The sequence below is a fragment of the Candidatus Dadabacteria bacterium genome (assembly GCA_009837205.1).
Classification (GTDB): domain Bacteria; phylum Desulfobacterota_D; class UBA1144; order Nemesobacterales; family Nemesobacteraceae; genus Nemesobacter.
Genome location: VXTZ01000029.1, coordinates 1 through 21,107 on the forward strand (window position 1 = coordinate 1; position 21,107 = coordinate 21,107).

Consider the following 21,107-nt stretch of genomic DNA (forward strand, 5'->3'; position numbering starts at 1 on the left):
CTCTTGCGGCGATGTTGATTTTGAATGTAGTTAATGATATTTTCTCCCAATGACTCACCGAAAACTTGGCTATGAGTTCAAAGACCCCTCTCTGCTTGAAACGGCGCTTACCCACAGTTCATATGCAAACGAGTTTTCATGTCCCAGCAACGAGAGACTTGAGTTTCTTGGAGACGCGCTACTTGGATGCATGGTTAGTGTACTGCTTTACGAAAAACACCCTTCATACACCGAGGGAGATCTCTCAAAAATCAGAGGTCAGGTGGTAAGCGGTGCGAATTTTGCAAAGTACGCCGAGATGCTAGGACTGGGAGAGCAAATAAGGCTAGGAAAGGGAGAAGAAAGCACCGGGGGCAGGGAAAGGGAGTCAAACAACGCAAATGCCTTTGAGGCACTTATAGGAGTGCTGTATCTTGATGCGGGCTACGAGAAAACTTTCGAGGTTGTATCTCGACTGTTTCAAGACGCTGTTGAGGAAGACGATTTTCCCCATGACAGCAAGACGCAGCTTCAGGAAGTTTCCCAGAGCGTCTTCGGAAAGACGCCCGAGTACAGGGTTCTGAGTGAAGAAGGTCCCCAGCATGAAAGGACTTTCACAGTGGAGGTCAGAATTTCTTCCGACCTGGCGGGTACGGGCAAGGGCAGAAGCAAGAGACAGTCCGAGCAGTCCGCGGCGCGCGATGCGCTCAGGAAGCTTGGATATTAGGTCTTAACTTCTTTCTATTCCTAGGTCATTTATCTTTTTTGACAGGGTGTTTCTGTTTATCCCCAGTATTGCTGCCGCCTGTTTCATGTTTCCGTCAGTTTTTGCGAGAATGGTCTTGATTAACTGTTTTTCAACTTTCCCGATTACTTGCTCGTGGATGTTCTGCAGGGATAAGTCCGAATTTTCTACCATCATGTGAACAAGCTCTTCGGTTTTCCTCTCTGTCGTTTCCGTTTCTCCGTAGCCGGTTTGCGAATCGATGGCTTCTTTTGTCTCCTCACCGCTTACTATGCTGTCGGGAGTTAAAACCAGAAGACGTTTTATAGTGTTTTCAAGTTCTCGTACGTTTCCGGGCCAACTGTGGTTGATTAGTAGCTGCTTCGCTTCGGGGGAGAGCACCTTTTTCTCGGTGCCGAATTCAGTAGAGTATTTATTCAAAAAGTGTCGAACCAGTTCCTTTATATCCTCTTTTCTTTTCCTGAGAGGGGGTAGGTTTATGCTTATGACGTTTAGCCTGTAAAACAGGTCCTCTCTGAAAGAGCCTTCCGTGACAGCATCTCTTAGGTTTTTATTTGTGCTTGCGATTATTCTGGGGTCAACGGAGACCGGTTTTTCACTGCCGAGCCTGTAGATCTGTTTTTCCTCAATGGCTCTTAGGAGCTTTGACTGCAGGTCGGTTGAAAGTTCCCCTATTTCGTCTATGTGAAGGGTTCCGCCGTCGGCTTCTTCAAATCTTCCCTTCTTCAAGGTGGTGGCGCCGGTGAATGCCCCTTTTTCGTATCCGAACAGTTCACTTTCGATAAGTTCCTTGGGGATCGCGGATATATTTACGGATACCAGTCTTTTCTTTCTTCTCGGACTGTTATAATGGATGGCTCTTGCGATAAGCTCTTTCCCGGTACCGCTTTCTCCCGTTATCAGCACGGTGATGTTTTTGGAGGCGGTGCGACCGATAAGCTTGTATACGTTCAGCATGTCGGGTGAACTGCCGACTATTTCTTCGAACGAAATATTCTCCTCGGGATCCTGAGACAGCCTTATTTTTCTCTCGGCTTCGTAGTTCTTTATGGCCCGCTCGGCAAAGAGTTTTACCTCTTCGAGGTCAAACGGCTTGGTCAGATAATCATAGGCCCCGAGCTGTATTGAATCTATAGCGTTGCTGACGGTATTCTGCGCGGTAATGAATATTATGGGCGAGTCAATTTCTCTGTTTCTGAGCTGGTTGAGAACTTCAAACCCGTTCATATCCGGCATGTTTATGTCAAGAAGAATCAGGGAGTATGCATCCTCGCATGCTTTTCGCACGGCGTCCTTTCCGTTTTCGGCACACTCGACTTCAAAGCCCGATTTCTTAAGGGATGTCTCGAGTATCCACCTGATGTCCTCTTCGTCGTCGGCTATTAGGATACGATTTTTCATGATTTGGTTTCTCCAGCCGCCAAGTCAGCGATTGCGTTACCTGTTCCCAAAAAGCTGATAATTTCTAGCTCGCCGGGAGTTGTATCTTGAATTCGGAGCCCGTTCCTTCTTCACTCTCCGCGGTAATTATTCCTCCGTATTTGGCTATTACTTGGCTCGATATGAAAAGACCAAGCCCTGTTCCTTTCCTTTTGCTCGAGAAAAACGGGGTAAATATTTTTTTCAGGTCTTTTTTCTGTATTCCTGTTCCGTTGTCTTTTACCGATATCAGGACCGTGTGTTTATTGCGTATCTTGTAATCCGTGACCCACTTGGTGCTGACCGTTATCTGCCCTTTGTTCTTTATCGAACTCACCGCGTTTTGGATAATGTTTATGAACGCCTGTTTCAGGGAGTTGTAGTCTCCTGGTATGGGAGGAATGGTAATGTCGAGCTTGTGCTTGAATTCTATGTTTTTATGAAGATTCGATTCGAGAAATATTATGTCAATCAGAATTTCATTTATATCTACCGACATCAGATGCTGCGTTGATACCGATGACGGTTTCACGAGTCTGTCAACCAAGTCTCTAAGTCTTTCCGTTTCCTTTATTATTATCTTCGAACACCGGTTTTTCTCCGTTTTTGACAGCGTGCCGCTTAGAAGTTGTGCAGCTCCCTTTATGCCGCTCAGGGGATTTCTTATTTCGTGAGCAAGTCCCCTTACAAGGGTTTCGTAATTTTCTTCGAGTCTGCAGTTCCTGCTGATGATGGACATCATGTTCATTTTTTCAGTGTTTCTTATCTGGATTACAAGTCCGTTCATCCCGCCGTCGCTTCCGTGTATCGGAGATACAGTGCATTCCACGTTGATCGAAGAGTTGCGGGATATGCGGAAAAGCAGATCGTTTTCTTGCACGACCCTTTCTTCTTTTACCGCCCTTGAGCAGAGGTTGGTTATTTCTTCCGACAGAAATTTTGATATATGATTTCCGATTGTCTTTTGCCTTGAGATATTGAGTATGGTCTCAGACGGCTCGTTAACGGAAATTATATTAAGATCCCTGTCAGCTACTATAACCCCCTCGGGAAGTGAATCCAGAAGATCCCTGTAGAACATAGCATGTTCCTGCGGTTCTGTGTCCGTAAGCATTTTTCTCGCTACCGCTGATTCTCTCATATTTCTTCGATCCTTATGAAAATCGCGTCGGCTACAGATGTCATGGATTTCCTTATCCTATCAAGAGCTTTCCTGAGACTTTTCTCCCCCGACTCGTGGGTCATTATTATGATAGGAACCTCCCCGCCGTTTGTTTCCCTTGTCTGCTGAATTATGGACTCTATGCTTATTCCGCACTTCCCGAGAATCGTGGTTATTTTCCCGAGCGTGCCGGGCTTGTCCTCGACTTGAAATCTAAGGTAGTAGCGGCCCGTAAGACCGTCGGTGCTAACAAGAGCCCTGCGTCCTGCATCTTCCGCGTAAAGCATGGGAGGGGCGGGCTGCGAACCGTTTTGGGCGGTTTTTGCGATTGAAACCAAATCGCCCACAACGGCGCTTGCCGTCGGGAGCATCCCGGCTCCCATTCCATATAACATTGTCGGACCTACCTTGTCTCCCACGATATGGATTGCGTTAAACGCGTCTTTTACATCGGCAAGCTGAGTGTTTTTTCTTATAAGGGCCGGATAAACTCCAGCCTGTATGCCCGAGTCGGTTGACTTGGCTATGGCAAGCAGTTTGATCTTGTAGCCGAGCTGTTCGGCGAAGCTTATATCGATTGAAGAGATGCTTCTTATTCCCTCGACGTATATGTTCTCGAATTTCGGAAAGAATCCGTAGGCAAGCATTATCAGAATCGACAGCTTGTGCGCGGCGTCAATGCCGTCTATGTCAAACGAGGGGTCGGCTTCTGCGTATCCCTCTTTCTGGGCACGCTGCAGCATTTCGTCAAACCCTTTTTTCTGCTCCGACATGTTGTGGAGTATGTAGTTGCACGTCCCGTTCATTATTCCGTGTATGGAGAGGATGTTGTTTGCCACATAGCTCTCATGTGCCGCCTTGATTATAGGTATTCCTCCTCCGACGCTTGCTTCAAACGCCACATGAACCCCGTTTGCGGCCGCTTCCCTGAATATTTCACCCCCGTGGTGAGCCAGAAGGGCCTTGTTTGCGGTTACGACGTTTTTTCCGTTTCGTATCGCGGCCAAGACCAGTTCGCGCGCTGCCGTAGTTCCGCCGATAAGCTCGATTATTATCGAGATGCTCTCGTCGTCTATGAGTTCGCGTGCCTCGGTGGTAAAAAGTTTCCTAGGGATTTTTACCGGGCGTTTTCTCTTTATGTCGATATCGGCTACTTTCTTGATTCTGAGCCTTATCCCGGTCCTTTTTTCTATTATGTCTTTGTTTTCGCTTATTGTTTTATAAACCCCGCAACCTATGGTTCCGGCGCCTATAAGACCTATATCTACGGAATTCATCCAACAATCTCCTTTTTCTTAATGCACAAAAAGAAAATTATACATAATCCGCTTTACAATAAAGAGGGGCCGCTGTCTTGGAGCGGAGGTTTGACAGTCATGTTTCCTGAAATAGACTAATTACTCCTGTTCTTCGTGGGGCCGTAGCTCAGTCCGGGAGAGCGCATGAATCGCACTCATGAGGTCGCGGGTTCGACTCCCGTCGGCTCCACCATTCTTTCAGGGTTTGACATGCGCTTGCCTTGAAACTAGATTTATAATCCTGTTTTATGCGGGGCCGTAGCTCAGTTGGGAGAGCGCATGAATGGCATTCATGAGGTCGCGGGTTCGACTCCCGTCGGCTCCACCACCCCTCATACTATGAGCCGGGAATTAGAATATTCCTTTGGAAAAACTATTTTTTTCTCCCCGTCCTGCCATTGGGTTACCAGCATCCCGTGTCCCATCTGCCGCAGGGTCTCGGGATCAATACGGAAATCCCCGTAAAAAGTCGTGAACCGAGAGCGCAGGGCCTCGCACAGAAGCGTCTGTTCGTCCGTTTCGCCTGTTCTCTCGATGAGTTTCTCGATTATAAGCCCCATATTGTAGGACTGTGCGGCCGTGTAGTCGGGCGTGTATCCGTAAGCGCGGGCAAACCTGTCTGAAAACTCCTTGGGGCTCGGGCCGAAATCCGGGGATAAAGAAAGCGTTGGTTCCCACTGGCTTGTCGAGACAAAACCGTCTGCTTCCCGCCCGAGACGTTTGTCAAACTCGTTTACCGCCGCCGCAAGCGTCGCCACTACCCCGAAGTCAAGGTCTGAGTTCTTCCGTACCCACTTGGCGAGATTTATGTCGTCTTCCATTCCTCCGCAGCAGAGCACGCAGGAAGCGCTACGGCTTTTTGGGCGGGCAAGTATGGTGGAGAAGTCTTCTGTGCCGGAGGGAAAGTCATAAACGGCTGCCGAAATACCCAGTTTCTCCGCGCGAAGCAGAGCCCCTTCGCACACGGTCTGGGAAAAGCGGCTTCCAGCGAGACGCAAAACGAAGAGCTCCACAGCTTGGCTATAGCAGTCGTGGATCATATCCACGACCGCTTGGAAGTAAGAAGATGCCCCGGTTATCGCGCTTACCGTTTTGCCCCGGGCGCGAGAAGGAATATCGTCAAGCGACCCACCGTAATTCCACACTACTCTTTGGGCGCTCTCTGCAGTTTCAACGCACGCAAGGGTGAGGCTGCTTGAATATGGCCCAAGTAGTATGTCTACTCTGTCTTTTTCTATAAGGCGGAGGGTGTTCTCCTTTGTTTTTTCGGGGATACTCTCATCGTCATAGAAGACGAGTTCCGGAACTAGGGATTTTCCATCCTGCGTCTCTATTCCGCCTCTAGAGCGCAGTTCCTCAGTAAAAAGTTTTATTCCCCGGAGGCTTTCCCTGCCTTGGACCGCGTGGCGTCCTGAGAGCGTTGCGGAAAGGCCGATTTTAAAGGAGTCCATTTCGAATCAGAGCAGGGTTTTTACCGCCTCTTCAATTCTGTTTAAGCCCTCTTCTATGTTTTCCATGGATGTTGCGTAGGATATCCTGAGGTAGTTTTCTTTTCCGAAGGCTATGCCAGGAACGACGGCTACTTTCGCCTCTTCGAGAAGGAATTCGGTAAACGAAATGGACCCGTCAATTCTCTTGTTTCCGTATGCTTTCCCCACGAAACCGCTTATGCTCGGGAACACGTAGAACGCTCCCATGGGGTTAAAACAGGTAAATCCCGGGATTTCGTTCAGCCTTTTTACTATGAAGTTCTTCCTTCTCTCAAATTCCCTTGCCCTTTTGCCTAGCAGCTCCTGCGGTCCTCTAAGCGCCTCAAGGGCTGCCATCTGCGAGATTGAAGAGGGGTTTGAGGTTGACTGGCCTTGTAGCTTTGCCATCGCGCTTATTACTCTTTTGTCTCCGGCGGCGTATCCTATGCGCCATCCGGTCATTGAGTAGGATTTGGATACTCCGTTTACGAGTACAGTGGATTTTTTAGCCTTGTCGCTAAGAGAGCAGACAGATACATGTTCAGTATCTGCGTAGATTATTTTTTCGTATATTTCATCTGAAATTATAATCAGGTCGGCGTCCAAGGCTACTTTTACTATCTCTTCAAGTTCCCCGCGCGAATAAGTGGTTCCCGTTGGGTTCGAAGGATAGTTAAGAATAAGGGCCCGCGTCCTTTCGTTTATCTCTGCCTGAAGCTGCTCCGGGGTGATTTTGAAAAGTCCTTGCTCGTCTGTGTCCATGATCACCGGAGTCGCGCCCGTAAGCGCCACTTGCTCGGGATAGGAAACCCAGTAGGGAGCCGGAATTATGACTTCGTCTCCGGATTCGAAAAGTGCTTGGGTGATGTTGTATATCGAGTGTTTTGCCCCGCAGGAAACCAGTATTTCGTCCCTTGAGTACTCAAGGCTGTGATCTTTTTTCAAAGACGCCGCTATAGCGTCTTTGAGCTCGTCGATTCCACCCACGGCAGTGTATTTCGTAAAACCGCTTTTAATCGCGGCCACGCCTTCTTTTTTCACGTTCTCCGGGGTGTCGAAATCGGGTTCCCCCGCCCCGAACCCTATGATGTCAACTCCTTGGGCGCGAAGCGACTTGGCTTTTGCCGTTATAGTCAGAGTTGCAGAAGGCTTCAGATTGCTGACCCTTTCTGAAAGTCTCACTTTATCATTTCCTCCGTTCCCCGGTCGGGCGAAGTTTTTCAATCAGTTTTTCCTCAACCACTGCCGGCACAAAATCCTTTGCGGAACCTCCCAGGGAAATGATTTCCTTTATCAGGGAGGAGCTTATGTGAGAGAATTGGCTTTCAGTTACCATAAACAGTGTTTCCACTTCTTCGTTCATAAGCTTGTTTGCGGTGGCCATCTGAAGTTCGTATTCAAAGTCCGAATGACATCTCATTCCGCGCAATATAGTGTTTGTTTCCTTTTCTCTTATGTAGTCGGCCAGCAACCCCTCGAAGCTTTCAACCTCGACGTTGGGGAAATCCTTGGTCACCTCGGCGATCAGAGATACTCTTTCTTCGGTCGAGAGCGTCGTTTTCTTTGAAGTATTGTGTCCGACCGAAATTATTATTTTTTCGAATATTCCCGCGGCCCGGGTAATTATGTTAAGGTGCCCGTTTGTAAAAGGGTCGAAGGAACCCGGATAGATTACAATTTTGCCGTTCAATCTAGCCTCCTTAGAAAACTTACGGAGGTACCTCCGTATTTTTTGGTTCTCACGTCAAGTCCTTCAGAATTAATAACGTTTCTGGATGGATGTTCAATAACCATTACTCCCTTCTCTCCTACGACGCTTCGTATATCGCGGGCAAGCTCATAAGGCTCCGTCTTTTCGTAAAGCTCATATGGGGGATCGACGAAAACAACATCAAACCCGCAATTTTCCGCACTTAACATACTCAATGCTTTTCTGAAATCAAAATTGAGTATTCTCGATCGTTCCGTGTATCCCAAGGAACGCAGATTCTGGGCGATTATTCCCGCTGTGCCGGGGTTTTTCTCAACGAAGACACAAAATGCGGCTCCCAGACTCAGAGCCTCGATTCCCAGGTTCCCCGAGCCCGAGAAAAGATCAAGCACCCTTGTTCCCGCCACTTCGGGACCCAGTATGTCGAAAATGGATTTTTTTATTCTGGATGCCGTGGGTCTAAGCGATTTTCCCCTTGGGACTTTCAGTTTTTTGCCCTTGGATTGTCCCGTAAGTATGCGCATGTCGATTATTTCAACTCTTTCGTCAAGATCGGATTTACTCCCCGTTTTGCTCTGGAATTCATGGATTTATTCATGTAAAATATCATTCTAACCGGTTTATTTCACAACCATTCTTTTTCTTTTCTCCGGAGGGCTTTTTCAGGAATGGACACTTCATCCAGAGTGCAGACTGTAAACATTGAAGATGAGATGAAGGAGTCCTATCTCAGCTACTCAATGAGCGTGATAGTCGGAAGGGCTCTTCCCGACGTACGCGACGGACTCAAGCCCGTTCACAGGAGAATTCTATACGGAATGAACGAGGTCGGAAACGTTTGGAATCGGCCCTACAAGAAATCCGCCAGAGTGGTGGGGGATGTCATGGGTAAATACCACCCTCACGGAGACTCGGCGATCTACGACTCCCTTGTCCGGATGGCCCAGGATTTTTCCATGAGAATTCCGCTTGTCGACGGGCAGGGTAACTTCGGTTCCGTTGACGGGGACAGTCCGGCGGCCATGCGCTACACGGAAGTAAGGCTCTCAAGAATCTCTTCAGAGATGCTTGAGGATCTTGATAAGGAAACAGTCGAGTTTTATCCGAACTACGACGGGGGAGAACTTGAACCAAGCGTGCTGCCGACCAAGGTGCCCAATCTGCTTCTAAACGGTTCTTCGGGAATCGCGGTGGGTATGTCGACCAATATTCCTCCTCATAACCTTGGGGAGCTTCTCGACGCCGTGGTGGCGCAGATACAAGATCCCCAAATCACTGTGGATAGGCTGCTTGAGATCATGCCTGGACCGGATTTTCCCACGGGCGGTTTCGTAAGCGGTAGGGATGACATCCGCACCGCCTACGCCACCGGTCGCGGAATAGTCAGGATGAGGGCTAGGGTTCGCATAGAGAAGCAGAAAAAAGGAGACAGGGAAGTGATAATCGTTACCGAGCTCCCCTACCAGGTTAACAAGGCACGGTTGGCCCAGAAAATCGCAGAGCTTGTGAGAGAGGAGAAAATAAAGGGTATCTCCGACATAAGGGATGAGTCCGACAGAGAGGGTATAAGACTTGTTATCGACGTGAAAAGCGGAGAACACGCCCAAGTGGTTCTAAATCAGCTCTACAAGCATACGCAGATGTACACTTCTTTCGGCATCATAATGCTCGCGCTTGTGAGAAACCAGCCGAAGGTCCTTAGCTTAAAAGAACTCCTTGCCCACTTCGTAGAGCACAGAAAAGAGGTAATTACCCGCAGAACCCAGTACGAGCTTCGAAAGGCCGAGGAACGCCTCCACATCCTCGAGGGGTTCAAGATCGCTCTTGATAATCTGGATGAAATTGTTGAGCTCATAAAAGGTTCTGAGAGCCCTGCGGCCGCGAAAGCGGGTCTTGTGCGGACATTTACGCTTTCTGAGCGCCAAGCCCAGGCCATTCTGGAGATGCGCCTTCAGAGACTTACGGCGCTTGAGAGGGACAAGATACTTGAAGAAAGACGTGAGCTTATCGCAACCGTTGCGAGGCTCAAAGAAATACTAGGGAGTGAAAAGCTCATACTCGATCTCGCGGTAGAGGAACTCACAGAGCTCAGGGAGAAATTTGGAGACGCGAGGAGAACTGAGATAGTAGAGGACGTTGGGGAGATATCCATCGAGGATCTTATAACCGACGAGGAGATGGTGGTTACCACCACCTACGGGGGTTACATAAAGAGCATCCCGCTTAGCGTTTACAGGAACCAGAGAAGAGGCGGACGTGGAAGAACCGGAATGAGTACTAGGGACACAGATTTCGTTAACGATTTGTTCACGGCATCGAGGCATAACAGCATTCTGTTTTTCTCAAGCCTCGGGAGATGCTACTGGCTCAAGGTCTACCAGATTCCCGAGGCCTCTCCCACCGCGCGGGGAAGGGCGATGGTGAACCTGCTTAATCTTGATAAGGGAGAGAAAGTGGCGGCCGTGCTGCCCGTAAAGGACTTTGCCGAGGACGTCTCAATAGTCATGGCGACTCGAAACGGAATCGTTAAGAAAACGAAGCTGAGAGCGTATTCAAATCCCCGCGTAGGAGGGATAAAAGCCCTTAACATACTTGAGGGAGATGAACTTGTGGGAGCGGCGCTTGCGTCAGAGGACGACGAGGTGCTCCTTACTTCAAGGAACGGCCAGGCGATTAGGTTCAAAGGCACGGACGTCAGGAACATGGGCAGGGTGTCGACAGGTGTTAAAGGCATAAGGCTCAGAGAAGGTGACGAGGTGGTGAGTCTTGAGGTCATAAGGAACCAGAACGCGCAGATACTTACCATAACCGAAATGGGCTACGGCAAGTGCACCCTAATCTCGGAGTACAGGATTACGAAAAGGGGAGGGGTGGGGGTGAAGACCGTCAACATAACCGAGCGAAATGGAAGAGTGGTCGGGGGGTTCCAGGTGGATGATGATACGGAGATAATGCTCATAAGTAATCAGGGCGGCAAGATTATAAGAACGAGCGTTTCCGAGATACGTAACACGGGCCGAGCCGCCCAAGGGGTGAAGGTCATAAATCTTGAGCCCGAGGAGCTTGTAGCCGCGGTTGCGAAAGTCGCGGAGGGAGACTGATGATAAAGGAAGTCGAAAACGTGCTCTCCGGTTTTCCAGGCTATAACTGCTTTGCGTGCGGTCCGCACAATGAGCACGGACTTCGCCTTAAGTTCTTTCATGATCAGGAAACCGACGAGGTTTTCACTACCATTTCTGCCGAGGAGCATTTCTGCGGCTGGCCGGGGATAGTGCACGGGGGAGTTCAGTGCGCCCTTGTCGACGAGGTTTCTTTCTGGGCCATGTTCAATGAAACCCGCAAGATTGCCTTTACGGCGAAAATAGACATTACTTACATGAAGAAGGTTCCAAGCGGCACAATGCTTGACGTGAGAGCCAAGATAAAGGAGATCAGGGGAAGAAGAGTTGAAGTCGATTCGGTCATAAGGGATGAGGACGGAACGGAGCTCGCAAGTGCCGCCGTTACCTACGTGTTCCCCCGAAAGGAAACCCTGCGCCAGATACTGGGCCCTGAGCTTCTGAGCGAAGAATTCTTACAATACGTGAGGGATTAGATGATAAGACTGTATGAGCACCCGCTTTCTGGGAACGCCTATAAGGCAAAGCTTCTTCTGCACCAGCTTTCGGTCGAATACGAAGGAGTAACAGTGGATATATTCTCGGGGGAACATAAAAAGGAGGAATTCTCAGCGCTTAACCCCAATTGCAAGATCCCGGTTCTCTCGGACGGAGATTTCGTCATGTGGGAGTCAAATGCGATACTTTTTTACTTGGCGAAGAAGTTCTCTCCGAATCCCTACCTCTCCGATGATCCGGAGACCTACGGTCTGATTGCGCAGTGGACTTTTTTCGGAAAGACGACCGTAGATCCGAACCTTGCTCTTGCGAGATACTTTGCGAAGTTCCTGCCACCTGACCAAGTACCCCCCGGGGCGATGGAGAAGCTTCACGTACAGGGAAACGCAGCGCTTGCGATCCTTGACGATCATCTCTCCCGAACCGAGTTTCTCTGCGGGGACTACTCAATAGCCGACATCGCATGTTATCCCTACACGATGTTTTGCGAGGAAGGGGGTTTTGACTTGGGAGCGTATCCGTCGATCAGAAGGTGGTGCGAAAGCGTCGAGGGAACTCCCAACTTCATTGCTTTTGCCGGTTAGAGCCGGGCGTATTTCATGGAAAAGGAAGTCGAGCTTTTTTTGGAACTGTTGGAGAAGACCCAAGGAGGGGTTGCCTTTACGGGAGCTGGAATAAGCACCGAATCCGGAATCCCCGACTACCGTTCTCCAGGGACAGGCATGTGGGAGAAAATGGACCAGTCGGTGGTCTCGCTTTCCGGATTTTTGAGAAATCCCGAGAATTATTATTCGTACGCCATGGAATCCTATCCTGTGAGGGCGGCCGCCGAACCCAACGCGGGCCATTACGCGCTTGCGCGTCTTGAGAAAAGGGGCTGGCTCAGGGGTGTTATAACGCAGAACGTGGACGGCCTCCATACAAGGGCGGGTTCTGAGAAAGTGTTTGAGCTTCATGGTTCCGTAAGGCGGGTCGTTTGCCTACAGTGCCGGGAGTACTATCCGATGGCCGACACGATGAGCAGGGTTGCCGGAGGGGAAAATCCTCCTCTCTGCATGCAGTGCGGAGGGATTCTGAAGCCCGACGCCGTTTTTTTCGGAGAGGCCCTTCCCGAAGAGCCATGGGGGGAATCGATTGATCTCGTATCAGACTCAGAGGTGCTCATCGTTATGGGTTCTTCCCTTCTGGTTGCTCCGGCAAGCGGACTTCCCCGTTTAGCTCTTTCCAAAGGGGCCGCGCTTGTGATCATAAACCTGATGGAGACTCCTTTTGACGACGAGGCTGATATGGTGATCCGCCGGAGAATTGGCGAATTCTTTGAAGAAACCGGAATATGAAAGGAACAGTGTGGTGAGTGGAGCGGGAAACGGGATTCGAACCCGCGACCTTCTCCTTGGCAAGGAGACGCTCTAGCCAACTGAGCTATTCCCGCAACGGAAGCGAACTGAAAACATATCAAGAGCCTCCTTTGTTGTCAAATAGGATGGATTTTCGTATTTGGGTACAATAGAACCGCCATGAGTGAACAGGAGAGAAAAAATCTCATTGAGAAGGTAAAGACCGCCGTCATCAAGGTAGGAAGCAGCGTGCTTACCCACGACGACGGATCTCTTAACGAGTCCGTTTTTAAGGAGATAGCTAAGCAGGTCTTTAACCTTAAACAGAGGGGAGTGAGAACAATCATAGTTTCTTCGGGAGCCATAGCGTCGGGGATGAAGAAACTGGGTCTTTCGAGCAAACCTGTAGAGATAGATGTAAAACAGGCGATTTCCGCTTGCGGTCAAACCGAGCTTATCAGAAATTACGAAGAGGCTTTTTCCGAGTTCGGTCTTAATGTGGCGCAGATTCTGCTTACCCGTGACGGGTTCTCCGACAGGAAAAGGTTCCTTAACTCTAGAAAGACCATCCGGCGGTTGCTTGAGATGGAGATAATTCCCGTCATAAACGAAAATGACACGGTTGCTTTTGAGGAGATCATGTTCGGAGATAATGACAATCTCGCGGCGCTTGTGATTTCTCTTACGGAGGCGGATCTTCTTGTGCTGCTAAGCAACGTGGAGGGTTTCTTCGACAAGGACCCGGCGAAAGACGAAAACGCGAAACTGCTTTCCACAATCGCAGAGATAGATTCCAGAATAGAGTCCTTTGCCGGAGACACTTTCGGCAAAACCACTTCCGGAGGAATGAGAACCAAGGTCCAGGCGGCAAGATCCGCCGCCGCCTTTGGTGTGCCTACTATAATCGCGAATGGGAAAAGAAAAGATTCTCTTCTTAGTATCTTTAACGGCCAAGAGTACGGAACCGTGATACTTCCGACAAGGGAAAGACTCACGGGGAAAAAACACTGGATTGCCTATACGCTTAAGCCTCAAGGGAAACTTATACTGGACGATGGTGCGGCCGAGGCTATTACCAAAAAAGGCAGAAGTCTTCTTCCTTCGGGTATAAAGGAAGTCGAGGGGGAGTTCGAGATAGGAGAACTTGTGAGCTGCTTTGATTCCTCTGAGGTTGAGATATCAAGAGGACTTTGTTCCTATGGCTCTTCAGAGGTGAGAAAGATTCTCGGGAAGAAATCATCTGAAATAGAGAGCGCGCTCGGGTACAGATACAGCGACGAGATAATCCATCGAAACGAGATGGTGATACTTTCCAAATGAGTGAGACTCGTGGATTTAACCGGTTCTCAAAAGGGCTTGCGGTTTTTGTTTTCGTTCTGTTGGCTTTGTCTACCTGGTTTTATTTCCTAGATGGTTTTTCAACTGAGACAAAAATTGTCGATATACCGCAAGGCCTTGGCCTGTCCGCTATAGCTGAGAAGCTTGAGGAAGAGGGAGTGATTAGAAAAGCGGAGGTTCTTTTCCTATCAGCTTTTCTTAGCGGAACCCAGCGGAAGCTTAAGCACGGTGAATACGTGTTTTCGGCCGGCGAGGCCCCTTATACTGTTCATAGGAAGCTGCGTCGCGGCGAAGTGTCTTTAAGGAAAGTCACTTTTCCCGAAGGACTTACCCTTGTGCAGATGGCCGGGATTCTCGATGCCTCGCAGATAGTTATCCGGAAAGAGTTCCTCGCGCTTGCGGAAAACGGTGAGTACTCCACGAAAAAACTTGGCGTGGACGTTTCGAGTCTTGAAGGGTTTCTTTTTCCCGATACTTATTTCTTCGCGCGTGGCTGCTCCGCGGAGAAGGTAATTGAAACGATGCTCGATAGGTTTCGGGAAGCTTATGCAACGCTTGGTACCGTCAATCCGCAACCCGATATAAAGGGGATTGTGACCATTGCCTCACTAATAGAGAAAGAAACGGCTTTTCCCCCGGAGAAGCCTCTTGTATCCGCCGTAATAAGCAACCGGCTCCGGAAAGGGATGAAGCTTGAGTTCGACCCGACGGTGATTTACGCTCTTGGCGAGAAGTTCGACGGCAATATCAGAAAAAAAGATCTGAGTTTTCCTTCTCCCTATAATACCTACGTGGTTTCGGGACTTCCTCCGGGTCCGATAGCGGCTCCCGGTCTTGATTCAATCCGCGCGGCACTTGAGCCGGCGGACGTGAACTATCTTTACTTCGTTTCAAACGGAGACGGGGTTCATGTTTTCTCAAGCACATACGGGGATCACGTAAATGCCGTGGAGAGGCTTCTAAAGAAGGAAAAACAGTGACTTTATGCGTCCAGAGCGCCTTTGGCCGGACGCACTAGAGTTCTCCTCTGAATGCTTTTGCAAAGCCGTCATGCTGGGATTTGGCAATCTTCTCCTGTTCGGCCTGCAGATAAGCTCGGTCCTTTCTCTCTATACGTATTATGTCGTCTCGGCCCTTGGATGCCATGAACTGTGTTCCTACCGTTTCCTTTGAGAGTATTTCAAGTATGGCCGGGTAGTTCTTCGATCCGATGAATATGGAATGTATGCAAACCCCTATGCTCTTTGCGCGCGCTCTCTGCGCTTCTACATTGGGATCGCCGGAAGTTGGAATCCCGTCGGTTATAAAGAGTATGTGCTTGTTTCTAAGTCCTCTGCCTCGGAACTCCTTGAGGGCCTCTCCCAGCGCTTCTTCATAGTTTGTGTTTCCGGAGCAGTCCGTGCTCTCCGCCAGCCTTTCTATCCACCTGTAATCCCTAGTGAAAAAGCGGGAGTTTTTCGTGTGTTTTCTTGAGCGGTGGTTAAATTCCAGATAACCGATTCTCATTCTCTTTTTTCTCGCAAGCTCTATTACTCCCTTCACGACGGATGAAGACCATTCGCTGTACACTCCCATCATCGAAGTGCTTATGTCCCTGAGAATTGCTATCTCCCCTCCGAGCGTTTCCTTTTCGCGAAGGTGAACTCTAGGCAGCTTGGGGGAAGTGTGCTCGGACCATATGAACGCCTCGACGGGATCTATATCCTCGATCTCGTCAAAAGAGGACATGCGCTTCCATTTTCTTGGAGATCCTCCCGGGTGGGAAGTCTTTTTTGCCATGCTTTTCTGGAAATTGCCTTCGAGCACTCTCATGATGCGTTTTATGTTCTCGGCTGTTTCCTTATTTCCCCTTCCTGGTATTACTGTTTCATCGTCTTCTCCGGCCTTGGATGACTTGCTGCTCATGTATGCGCGGGCGGATTTGTCCTCCCTCTCCGTGTTCCCGCTGTCCTGTGGATTTCCGGTGGGGTCACTCGGCACGTCCTGGCCTTCTGGAGGAGCCATTTCGCTCTGGTTGTTATCGAGGTTCTGCTTAAGGTCCTTAAGCGCGTCAAAGAATGTTTTCTGGGCCTCGGCGAGCGGATTCTCGGTTTCCTTATCCGCTTCCTCGTCGGGAATTTCCCCCTTGGGCTCCTGAGAGAAGTCCTGATCGAATTCCGAATCAGGCATCTGATCCGGGTCCGGGGTCAGCTTGTCATCTGGCTTTTTTTTTTATCCTGAACGATGTTCCGAAGAATATTGTCCATCTGTTCGTAGACGTCGGGGGGAACCCGGAAAGCAGTCATGTACCTTAAAACGTCGAGGTCTTCTCTTGAACATACCTCTCTTTCGTTTAGAAGTGCGTGGGAGCGGATAAGTTTGAGTGCTTTTACGAAAAACGTCCTGTCGGTAATAAGGGAGTTGGTTTCGTTAAGCCCGAAGTCCTCGATCATTATGGCTGCGAAATTCGCAAGACCTTCCTGCACTTCGGGTGGAATCGGAATCTTTTCAAGTGTCTTGTAGCTTTTGTCGAAAAGTTTTTTGCTTACCCTTTTCGGTATTTTCTCTTCAAACGGCTTTTCGGCGTAAAGCTCGATAACCTTTTTAGCCTCGTCCCATTTTCTTCCATAGGAGATTCCCAAGGCCTTTACCTGGAGAATGAAACGGTCAAGGTTGGCCGGATCAAGGGGTTCATTGTAGTATTCGTCAGCCGTCGGATTGCTCGTCGCTATAGCGGTCAGAAGCGGAATGGGTTCGCTGAAGAATTTCCTTTCGTTAAGTATTCGAAGAAGTATGTTGAGCGATTCCCCGGGCGCACGAGATATGTCATCTAAAAGGCAGATCTCAGATGTAAGTATTCCGCCCTTTACGATATCCTGCTTTATCCTCTCTCCGAGTTCGGTGTCTTCCTTCACTATTGTCAGGTCTCCGACGAGTTCTGAGAGTCTGGTGTCTCTGTGAAGCTGGTAGAAAAAGAAGTTAAGCTGGGCTGCTTTGGAAACAATTTCCGAAAGCATGGTCTTTGCCGTACCCGGAGGACCTTCGATATAAATGTGCTCTCTTGAGATTATTCCGAGAAGAAGAGCAGTTTTTACCTCATCGTGTCCGACGACATGCTTATCCATTTCTTCCCGAAGGGACGCAAAAGGGTTAGCGGGGTTCATTCATCCACTCCTGAAAAAGGCAATGAGCGTTATTATTACATAAAGGGATATTTTTTTCAATCTGTTTCAGCGTGTGCAGAGACCGGAGGTTTTGACGTAACAGGCGGTTCTTCCCTGCATCTTGCACAAGTTGTTAAGGGAGTAAGTCCCTTCTGGGGCAAAGCCGAGAGGGTTTTCAGGGCAAATTGCCAAGAGTCGATCAGAAGTATAAAACCGCTTTTACTGAAAAACCGGTTTCGCTTCCGTCAAGCGATATGGGAACCTTGACCTCTGACTCCGAAAAAGTGTCCCGATCTTCCTTTCCGTACTGGGTGTAGCGCACCTCGCCCCGGAGTCCTATCTTATCCCCGATCATCTTCTCAAGGCCCCCTCCCGCTGTCCACGCGTAGAAGGTCTCGTCGTAGGAATTGGTGCCGGAGGTAAACTCTTCAGGACTGGTGCAAATCGCGTTGCCGGTTGGGCAACCGCTGTAATCAACCTTTAACTCCGCATCCAGGCGGCGCACGCCGCCAAGAGCGTAGAAGCCGGCGCCCGGGCCCAAAAGCGAAATCAGAAACGGGGGGCTTGCGCCGAACACCAACGTTACGCCGTAGCTGTTTTTTCTCTCAACGCTCCACTCATCGGGCCAGGCTTCTCCGTACTGGTTTCGACCCTCGGACTCTCCGTCCCCAGGAAGCGTTCCGCTTACCGTGCCACCGTGGAACTGTCCGTCGATCTCGACGCCTAAATAGAAGGTGTCGCTTGGATCCAGAGTAAGGCGATAGCCGGCAAGAAGCCCACCGCTAAACCCCGTCTTGCTTGCCGAATCACTCGTGCTGTAAATGTTTCCGCTCTGAAGATAGCTGGCCGGAACATTGGTGCTGTCAACGGTTTTTGCGTGTTCGATGTTTGCGCGTTCAATCCCGCCCGAGGCGCCAAGGTAAAAACTTCCGCTTTGTGCAACCGCATTTCCGGAAACACCGAAAATCATTGCCATCGCTATTACTAAAACCCAAAGATCCGTTTTCCGATTCTTAAGAATTCTGTTCATGGTCTTTTCTCCTGATAGTCCTTAATTACGAGGTTAAATCCTTACTCCGGAAGGAAGCTGAAACTCTTCCTACTCAATATTTATAGCTTGAAGAATGGGCATTGTAAAATGAAGCGGTTGAGCGACTTGGGCAATGGTGCGTACTGCCGTCCGCCATGGGAAACTCCGCTTGTGGGAAAAGCGGATATTACGGTTATAATCTGCCTGCGAAGACGGTTCTTTGCCGTTTTGCGGATTCTTTATCTCCGGGGCGGGACTTATGGACGCGGAAAAAATATTTTACGGAATAGACGAAGTAAAAAAGAGAAAGTCCCCCCGTAGGCTTATCCTGATAGCGGTTGTTTTCGCACTTGGTCTCGGGGCCTTTAAATTCGGGGTTTTCCCTGAGCAGTGGTTCTGGGAGAGCGACGATATTTCCCGAAAACTGATCGTGAGGAACACTGAATCCCGGTGGATAACCACCAAGAAAGGTTATCTTTTTTTCGTTCGAGGGGAGATCATGAACGAAAGCGACGTTCCCGTCAGTTACATAAAGCTCAAGAGCAGTTTTCAAGTGTCGGGGCGGACCGTTTACGTTCAGGACTTCTACTCGGGCAACACCCTTTCGATGCGAGACCTCAGAAACGCTGACACGGAGCATCCTCTTCAGAAGTTAAGCAGGAAAAGCGGGGATGACCTCTCGGCGCTTACCGGAACAGAGGCTTCGGCCAATTTCAACATAAAGCCCGGCAATACCGTTTTCTTCAACACTTTCTACCTTTCCGTGAGCAAGATACTTGGTCTTAAGTATCAAATCGAGATTACGGGTTTCGAGGTGATGTCCGAGGGCTAGGGAAGTCGGTTGGGGCTTAGGTTTTGGCAGGGAGTGGAATGGTTTAAATTGCTTTATTAAGCCGTTTTTAGTAAACTATAGCCCCTTTATAGAATTAATCCGGTGGGTAAGCGATGAAGTCTACACGAATAAAAGTAAGCATAAGTCAGGACGGTTCTCTATCCAAAGAATCCGTCGAGACCGTTGATTTCGAGTTTCCACTCATTCCGAGAAAGCTTTTGAAATCCATGGGATTTGAAAAAGTGGACGACACGACTTACGTGGGTATCGTGTCAGTTTTTCTGAATCTTCTGGAGAAGGAGCAGGAGATAGAGATTGAACTAGGAGTGGAGGCTTCCGATGCGAGAAAGAAAATTCTGGATCTTTTTGCTAAGGGTTTTCAAAGTATGGGCGGGAGCAAAGCTCTTGACGCTGAAAGAAAACCAAAACCCGCCCCGAAAACAAGAAAACCGAGGGCAAGGAAAGTTTCCGCCGCGAAAAAGGCCGGCTAGCTGCTATGCAGGATTTTGTTTTTGAAGAAGCGCTTACCTTTGACGACGTAATACTATCTCCGCGCTATTCCGAAGTTCTGCCGAGCGAAGTTGATGTTTCGGTAAGGCTTACCCGGCGTATAAACCTTAATATTCCCATACTAAGCGCGGCCATGGATACCGTAACGGAATTCCGCACGTCAATCGCCATGGCACAGGAAGGCGGCATAGGGATAATCCATAGGAATCTCTCCATCCCTGCACAGGCGGGTGAAGTTGAAAGAGTAAAGAAATACGAAAGCGGAATGATAGTTAATCCACTGACCGTACGTCCCGGAACCCGGGTTAGCGAAGCCCTCGAGATAATGGTTGAAAACGACATCTCAGGCCTTCCCGTTGTAAAGTCCGACAACACGCTTCACGGAATAATCACCAACAGGGACATAAGATTCGAAAAGAACATGGATCTTAAGATCGACAAGGTAATGACTCCCAAAAAGGAGCTTGTTACCGTCAAGGAGGGCACCACTCTTCTTGAAGCCAAGGAACTTCTTCACAAGTTTAAGATAGAAAAACTCCCGGTCGTTGATGACAGCTTCAAGCTTCGTGGCCTTATAACCATGAAGGATATAGAGAAAATAGAGAAGTTTCCCAAGGCATCTAAGGACGTGATGGGAAGGCTTCTCGTGGGAGCCGCGGTCGGGGTTGACAAGCACAGCCAGGAGCGGGTGGACGAGCTTGTTGCAGCAGGATGCGACGTAATAGTGGTCGATACTGCACACGGACATTCGAAAAGAGTGCTAGACAGCTTGGCCCATATAAGGAAAAAATACCCGGAGATAGATTTAGTGGCCGGCAACGTAGCCACCTCCGAAGCGGCCGAGGATCTTATAAAAGCCGGTGCGGATTGTCTAAAGGTGGGGGTCGGTCCCGGATCGATATGCACGACACGTGTGATAGCCGGTATAGGAGTGCCGCAGATAACCGCCATAAGAAAAGTCTGTTCCGTGGCGAAAAAGCACGACATACCCGTAATAGCCGACGGAGGGATAAAGTACTCGGGGGATATAACAAAGGCGCTTGCCGCCGGAGCAGATTCCGTGATGATAGGGAACCTGCTCGCCGGGTCGGACGAAGCCCCTGGGGAGGTTGTCCTCTATCAGGGGAGAACCTACAAAGTTTACCGTGGCATGGGTTCCATTGAAGCGATGAGGGCCGGGAGCAGGGACCGCTACGCCCAGGACGATGAGATGATGGAAGCTAAGCTTGTCCCCGAGGGAATAGAGGGAAGGGTTCCTTACAGGGGCAATATAGGGGCCATAGTCTACCAACTGGTCGGAGGGCTTCGTGCGGGAATGGGCTACACCGGTTCCGCGACGATAAAGGAACTTCAGGAAAACGCGAAGTTTGTAAAGATCACCAATGCCGGGCTTCAGGAAAGCCATGTTCACGATATCGTAATTACCAAGGAATCTCCCAACTACAGGATCGGGTGATAACGGTTTTCTTATCTCGTAAAGTCAGCCTCAGAAAGTGCGGTTTACCCTTCAGGGTTCT

General features: G+C 49.4%; 20 protein-coding genes and 3 tRNA genes. 12 read left to right on the forward strand and 11 right to left on the reverse strand.

The genetic code is table 11. The features are described from left to right. Positions 1 to 49: 49 nt before the first annotated feature. Complete coding sequence (gene rnc / locus F4Z13_07260; protein MXZ49023.1) at positions 50 to 706, forward strand: ribonuclease III; 657 nt, start codon at positions 50 to 52, stop codon at positions 704 to 706. Positions 707 to 709: 3 nt separating this feature from the next. Here the strand turns inward: rnc and F4Z13_07265 are convergent, their stop codons facing one another. The 3 genes from F4Z13_07265 to F4Z13_07275 form a co-directional block, all read right to left on the reverse strand. After that, positions 710 to 2,125, reverse strand: a complete 1,416-nt coding sequence (locus F4Z13_07265) for a sigma-54-dependent Fis family transcriptional regulator (protein ID MXZ49024.1) — start codon at positions 2,123 to 2,125, stop codon at positions 710 to 712. Between the two features lie 64 nt (positions 2,126 to 2,189). Then, a complete protein-coding gene (locus F4Z13_07270; GenBank protein ID MXZ49025.1) occupies positions 2,190 to 3,284 on the reverse strand; it encodes a PAS domain-containing protein in 1,095 nt (364 codons plus the stop codon). Further along, positions 3,281 to 4,582 carry a homoserine dehydrogenase gene (locus tag F4Z13_07275; protein ID MXZ49026.1) on the reverse strand — a complete coding sequence of 434 codons (1,302 nt, stop codon included), beginning with the start codon at positions 4,580 to 4,582 and terminating at the stop codon, positions 3,281 to 3,283. Before F4Z13_07275 ends, F4Z13_07270 begins: the two co-directional genes overlap by 4 nt. Positions 4,583 to 4,719: 137 nt before the next feature. Here F4Z13_07275 and F4Z13_07280 point away from each other — a divergent pair. Further along, positions 4,720 to 4,796 (forward strand) — tRNA-Ala (locus F4Z13_07280). 59 nt (positions 4,797 to 4,855) lie between these two features. Beyond that, a tRNA-Ala gene (locus F4Z13_07285) sits at positions 4,856 to 4,931 on the forward strand. A gap of 4 nt (positions 4,932 to 4,935) precedes the next feature. Here F4Z13_07285 and F4Z13_07290 read toward each other — a convergent pair. The 4 genes from F4Z13_07290 to rsmD are packed head-to-tail and all read right to left on the reverse strand — an operon-like array spanning position 4,936 to position 8,307. Next, a complete protein-coding gene (locus F4Z13_07290) occupies positions 4,936 to 6,054 on the reverse strand; it encodes an ABC transporter substrate-binding protein (GenBank protein ID MXZ49027.1) in 1,119 nt (372 codons plus the stop codon). 6 nt (positions 6,055 to 6,060) lie between these two features. After that, entirely contained in the window at positions 6,061 to 7,254 is a 1,194-nt protein-coding gene (locus tag F4Z13_07295) for a pyridoxal phosphate-dependent aminotransferase (GenBank protein MXZ49028.1), read from the reverse strand. Between the two features lie 4 nt (positions 7,255 to 7,258). Then, positions 7,259 to 7,762, reverse strand: coding sequence for a pantetheine-phosphate adenylyltransferase (gene coaD / locus F4Z13_07300; GenBank protein MXZ49029.1), 504 nt, complete (start codon positions 7,760 to 7,762; stop codon positions 7,259 to 7,261). Beyond that, on the reverse strand, positions 7,759 to 8,307 hold the full coding sequence (rsmD, locus tag F4Z13_07305; protein MXZ49030.1) for a 16S rRNA (guanine(966)-N(2))-methyltransferase RsmD: 549 nt from the start codon (positions 8,305 to 8,307) through the stop codon (positions 7,759 to 7,761). Before rsmD ends, coaD begins: the two co-directional genes overlap by 4 nt. Before the next feature lie 144 nt (positions 8,308 to 8,451). Between rsmD and gyrA the strand changes: the two genes are divergently transcribed. Genes gyrA through F4Z13_07325 form a run of 4 tightly spaced genes read left to right on the forward strand, consistent with a single transcriptional unit; the run spans position 8,452 to position 12,737 of the window. Beyond that, positions 8,452 to 10,884, forward strand: coding sequence for a DNA gyrase subunit A (gene gyrA, locus F4Z13_07310; GenBank protein MXZ49031.1), 2,433 nt, complete (start codon positions 8,452 to 8,454; stop codon positions 10,882 to 10,884). Then, positions 10,884 to 11,378, forward strand: coding sequence for a PaaI family thioesterase (locus F4Z13_07315; protein MXZ49032.1), 495 nt, complete (start codon positions 10,884 to 10,886; stop codon positions 11,376 to 11,378). Before gyrA ends, F4Z13_07315 begins: the two co-directional genes overlap by 1 nt. Continuing rightward, complete coding sequence (locus tag F4Z13_07320) at positions 11,379 to 11,984, forward strand: glutathione S-transferase family protein (protein MXZ49033.1); 606 nt, start codon at positions 11,379 to 11,381, stop codon at positions 11,982 to 11,984. It abuts the gene before it with no gap. Positions 11,985 to 11,999: 15 nt separating this feature from the next. Next, positions 12,000 to 12,737 (forward strand): NAD-dependent protein deacylase, encoded by a 738-nt coding sequence (locus F4Z13_07325; protein MXZ49034.1) that lies wholly within the window; start codon positions 12,000 to 12,002, stop codon positions 12,735 to 12,737. Positions 12,738 to 12,755: 18 nt separating this feature from the next. On the opposite strand, the gene F4Z13_07330 is transcribed toward F4Z13_07325, so the two are convergent. Beyond that, positions 12,756 to 12,832, reverse strand: a tRNA-Gly gene (locus F4Z13_07330). A gap of 85 nt (positions 12,833 to 12,917) precedes the next feature. Here F4Z13_07330 and proB point away from each other — a divergent pair. Together proB and mltG are read left to right on the forward strand one after the other, a co-directional pair. Continuing rightward, a complete protein-coding gene (gene proB, locus F4Z13_07335; protein MXZ49035.1) occupies positions 12,918 to 14,057 on the forward strand; it encodes a glutamate 5-kinase in 1,140 nt (379 codons plus the stop codon). Beyond that, complete coding sequence (gene mltG, locus F4Z13_07340) at positions 14,054 to 15,055, forward strand: endolytic transglycosylase MltG (GenBank protein MXZ49036.1); 1,002 nt, start codon at positions 14,054 to 14,056, stop codon at positions 15,053 to 15,055. Before proB ends, mltG begins: the two co-directional genes overlap by 4 nt. Before the next feature lie 34 nt (positions 15,056 to 15,089). On the opposite strand, the gene F4Z13_07345 is transcribed toward mltG, so the two are convergent. The 3 genes from F4Z13_07345 to F4Z13_07355 all read right to left on the reverse strand — a co-directional run bounded on the left by F4Z13_07345 (position 15,090) and on the right by F4Z13_07355 (position 18,248). After that, complete coding sequence (locus F4Z13_07345) at positions 15,090 to 16,244, reverse strand: VWA domain-containing protein (GenBank protein MXZ49037.1); 1,155 nt, start codon at positions 16,242 to 16,244, stop codon at positions 15,090 to 15,092. A 17-nt stretch (positions 16,245 to 16,261) separates the two neighbouring features. Then, a complete protein-coding gene (locus F4Z13_07350) occupies positions 16,262 to 17,218 on the reverse strand; it encodes a MoxR family ATPase (protein MXZ49038.1) in 957 nt (318 codons plus the stop codon). A 199-nt stretch (positions 17,219 to 17,417) separates the two neighbouring features. Continuing rightward, complete coding sequence (locus tag F4Z13_07355; protein MXZ49039.1) at positions 17,418 to 18,248, reverse strand: outer membrane beta-barrel protein; 831 nt, start codon at positions 18,246 to 18,248, stop codon at positions 17,418 to 17,420. A gap of 259 nt (positions 18,249 to 18,507) precedes the next feature. Between F4Z13_07355 and F4Z13_07360 the strand changes: the two genes are divergently transcribed. The 3 genes from F4Z13_07360 to guaB all read left to right on the forward strand — a co-directional run bounded on the left by F4Z13_07360 (position 18,508) and on the right by guaB (position 21,046). Then, positions 18,508 to 19,080, forward strand: a complete 573-nt coding sequence (locus tag F4Z13_07360; GenBank protein ID MXZ49040.1) for a hypothetical protein — start codon at positions 18,508 to 18,510, stop codon at positions 19,078 to 19,080. A 113-nt stretch (positions 19,081 to 19,193) separates the two neighbouring features. Continuing rightward, positions 19,194 to 19,571, forward strand: a complete 378-nt coding sequence (locus F4Z13_07365) for a hypothetical protein (GenBank protein ID MXZ49041.1) — start codon at positions 19,194 to 19,196, stop codon at positions 19,569 to 19,571. A 5-nt stretch (positions 19,572 to 19,576) separates the two neighbouring features. Further along, positions 19,577 to 21,046 carry an IMP dehydrogenase gene (gene guaB / locus F4Z13_07370; protein ID MXZ49042.1) on the forward strand — a complete coding sequence of 490 codons (1,470 nt, stop codon included), beginning with the start codon at positions 19,577 to 19,579 and terminating at the stop codon, positions 21,044 to 21,046. The last annotated feature ends 61 nt before the right edge of the window (positions 21,047 to 21,107 follow it).

Coding starts and splice junctions, on each gene's coding strand:
- guaB (MXZ49042.1), top strand. CDS start 19,577: ATGCAGGATTTTGTTTTTGAAGAAGCGCTTACCTTTGACGACGTAATA.
- gyrA (MXZ49031.1), top strand. CDS start 8,452: ATGGACACTTCATCCAGAGTGCAGACTGTAAACATTGAAGATGAGATG.
- F4Z13_07355 (MXZ49039.1), bottom strand. CDS start 18,248: ATGAACAGAATTCTTAAGAATCGGAAAACGGATCTTTGGGTTTTAGTA.
- proB (MXZ49035.1), top strand. CDS start 12,918: ATGAGTGAACAGGAGAGAAAAAATCTCATTGAGAAGGTAAAGACCGCC.
- F4Z13_07320 (MXZ49033.1), top strand. CDS start 11,379: ATGATAAGACTGTATGAGCACCCGCTTTCTGGGAACGCCTATAAGGCA.
- F4Z13_07325 (MXZ49034.1), top strand. CDS start 12,000: ATGGAAAAGGAAGTCGAGCTTTTTTTGGAACTGTTGGAGAAGACCCAA.
- F4Z13_07265 (MXZ49024.1), bottom strand. CDS start 2,125: ATGAAAAATCGTATCCTAATAGCCGACGACGAAGAGGACATCAGGTGG.
- F4Z13_07350 (MXZ49038.1), bottom strand. CDS start 17,218: ATGAACCCCGCTAACCCTTTTGCGTCCCTTCGGGAAGAAATGGATAAG.
- rnc (MXZ49023.1), top strand. CDS start 50: ATGACTCACCGAAAACTTGGCTATGAGTTCAAAGACCCCTCTCTGCTT.
- F4Z13_07360 (MXZ49040.1), top strand. CDS start 18,508: ATGGACGCGGAAAAAATATTTTACGGAATAGACGAAGTAAAAAAGAGA.
- F4Z13_07315 (MXZ49032.1), top strand. CDS start 10,884: ATGATAAAGGAAGTCGAAAACGTGCTCTCCGGTTTTCCAGGCTATAAC.
- F4Z13_07290 (MXZ49027.1), bottom strand. CDS start 6,054: ATGGACTCCTTTAAAATCGGCCTTTCCGCAACGCTCTCAGGACGCCAC.
- F4Z13_07270 (MXZ49025.1), bottom strand. CDS start 3,284: ATGAGAGAATCAGCGGTAGCGAGAAAAATGCTTACGGACACAGAACCG.
- F4Z13_07365 (MXZ49041.1), top strand. CDS start 19,194: ATGAAGTCTACACGAATAAAAGTAAGCATAAGTCAGGACGGTTCTCTA.
- F4Z13_07345 (MXZ49037.1), bottom strand. CDS start 16,244: ATGCCTGATTCGGAATTCGATCAGGACTTCTCTCAGGAGCCCAAGGGG.
- F4Z13_07275 (MXZ49026.1), bottom strand. CDS start 4,582: ATGAATTCCGTAGATATAGGTCTTATAGGCGCCGGAACCATAGGTTGC.
- mltG (MXZ49036.1), top strand. CDS start 14,054: ATGAGTGAGACTCGTGGATTTAACCGGTTCTCAAAAGGGCTTGCGGTT.
- rsmD (MXZ49030.1), bottom strand. CDS start 8,307: ATGCGCATACTTACGGGACAATCCAAGGGCAAAAAACTGAAAGTCCCA.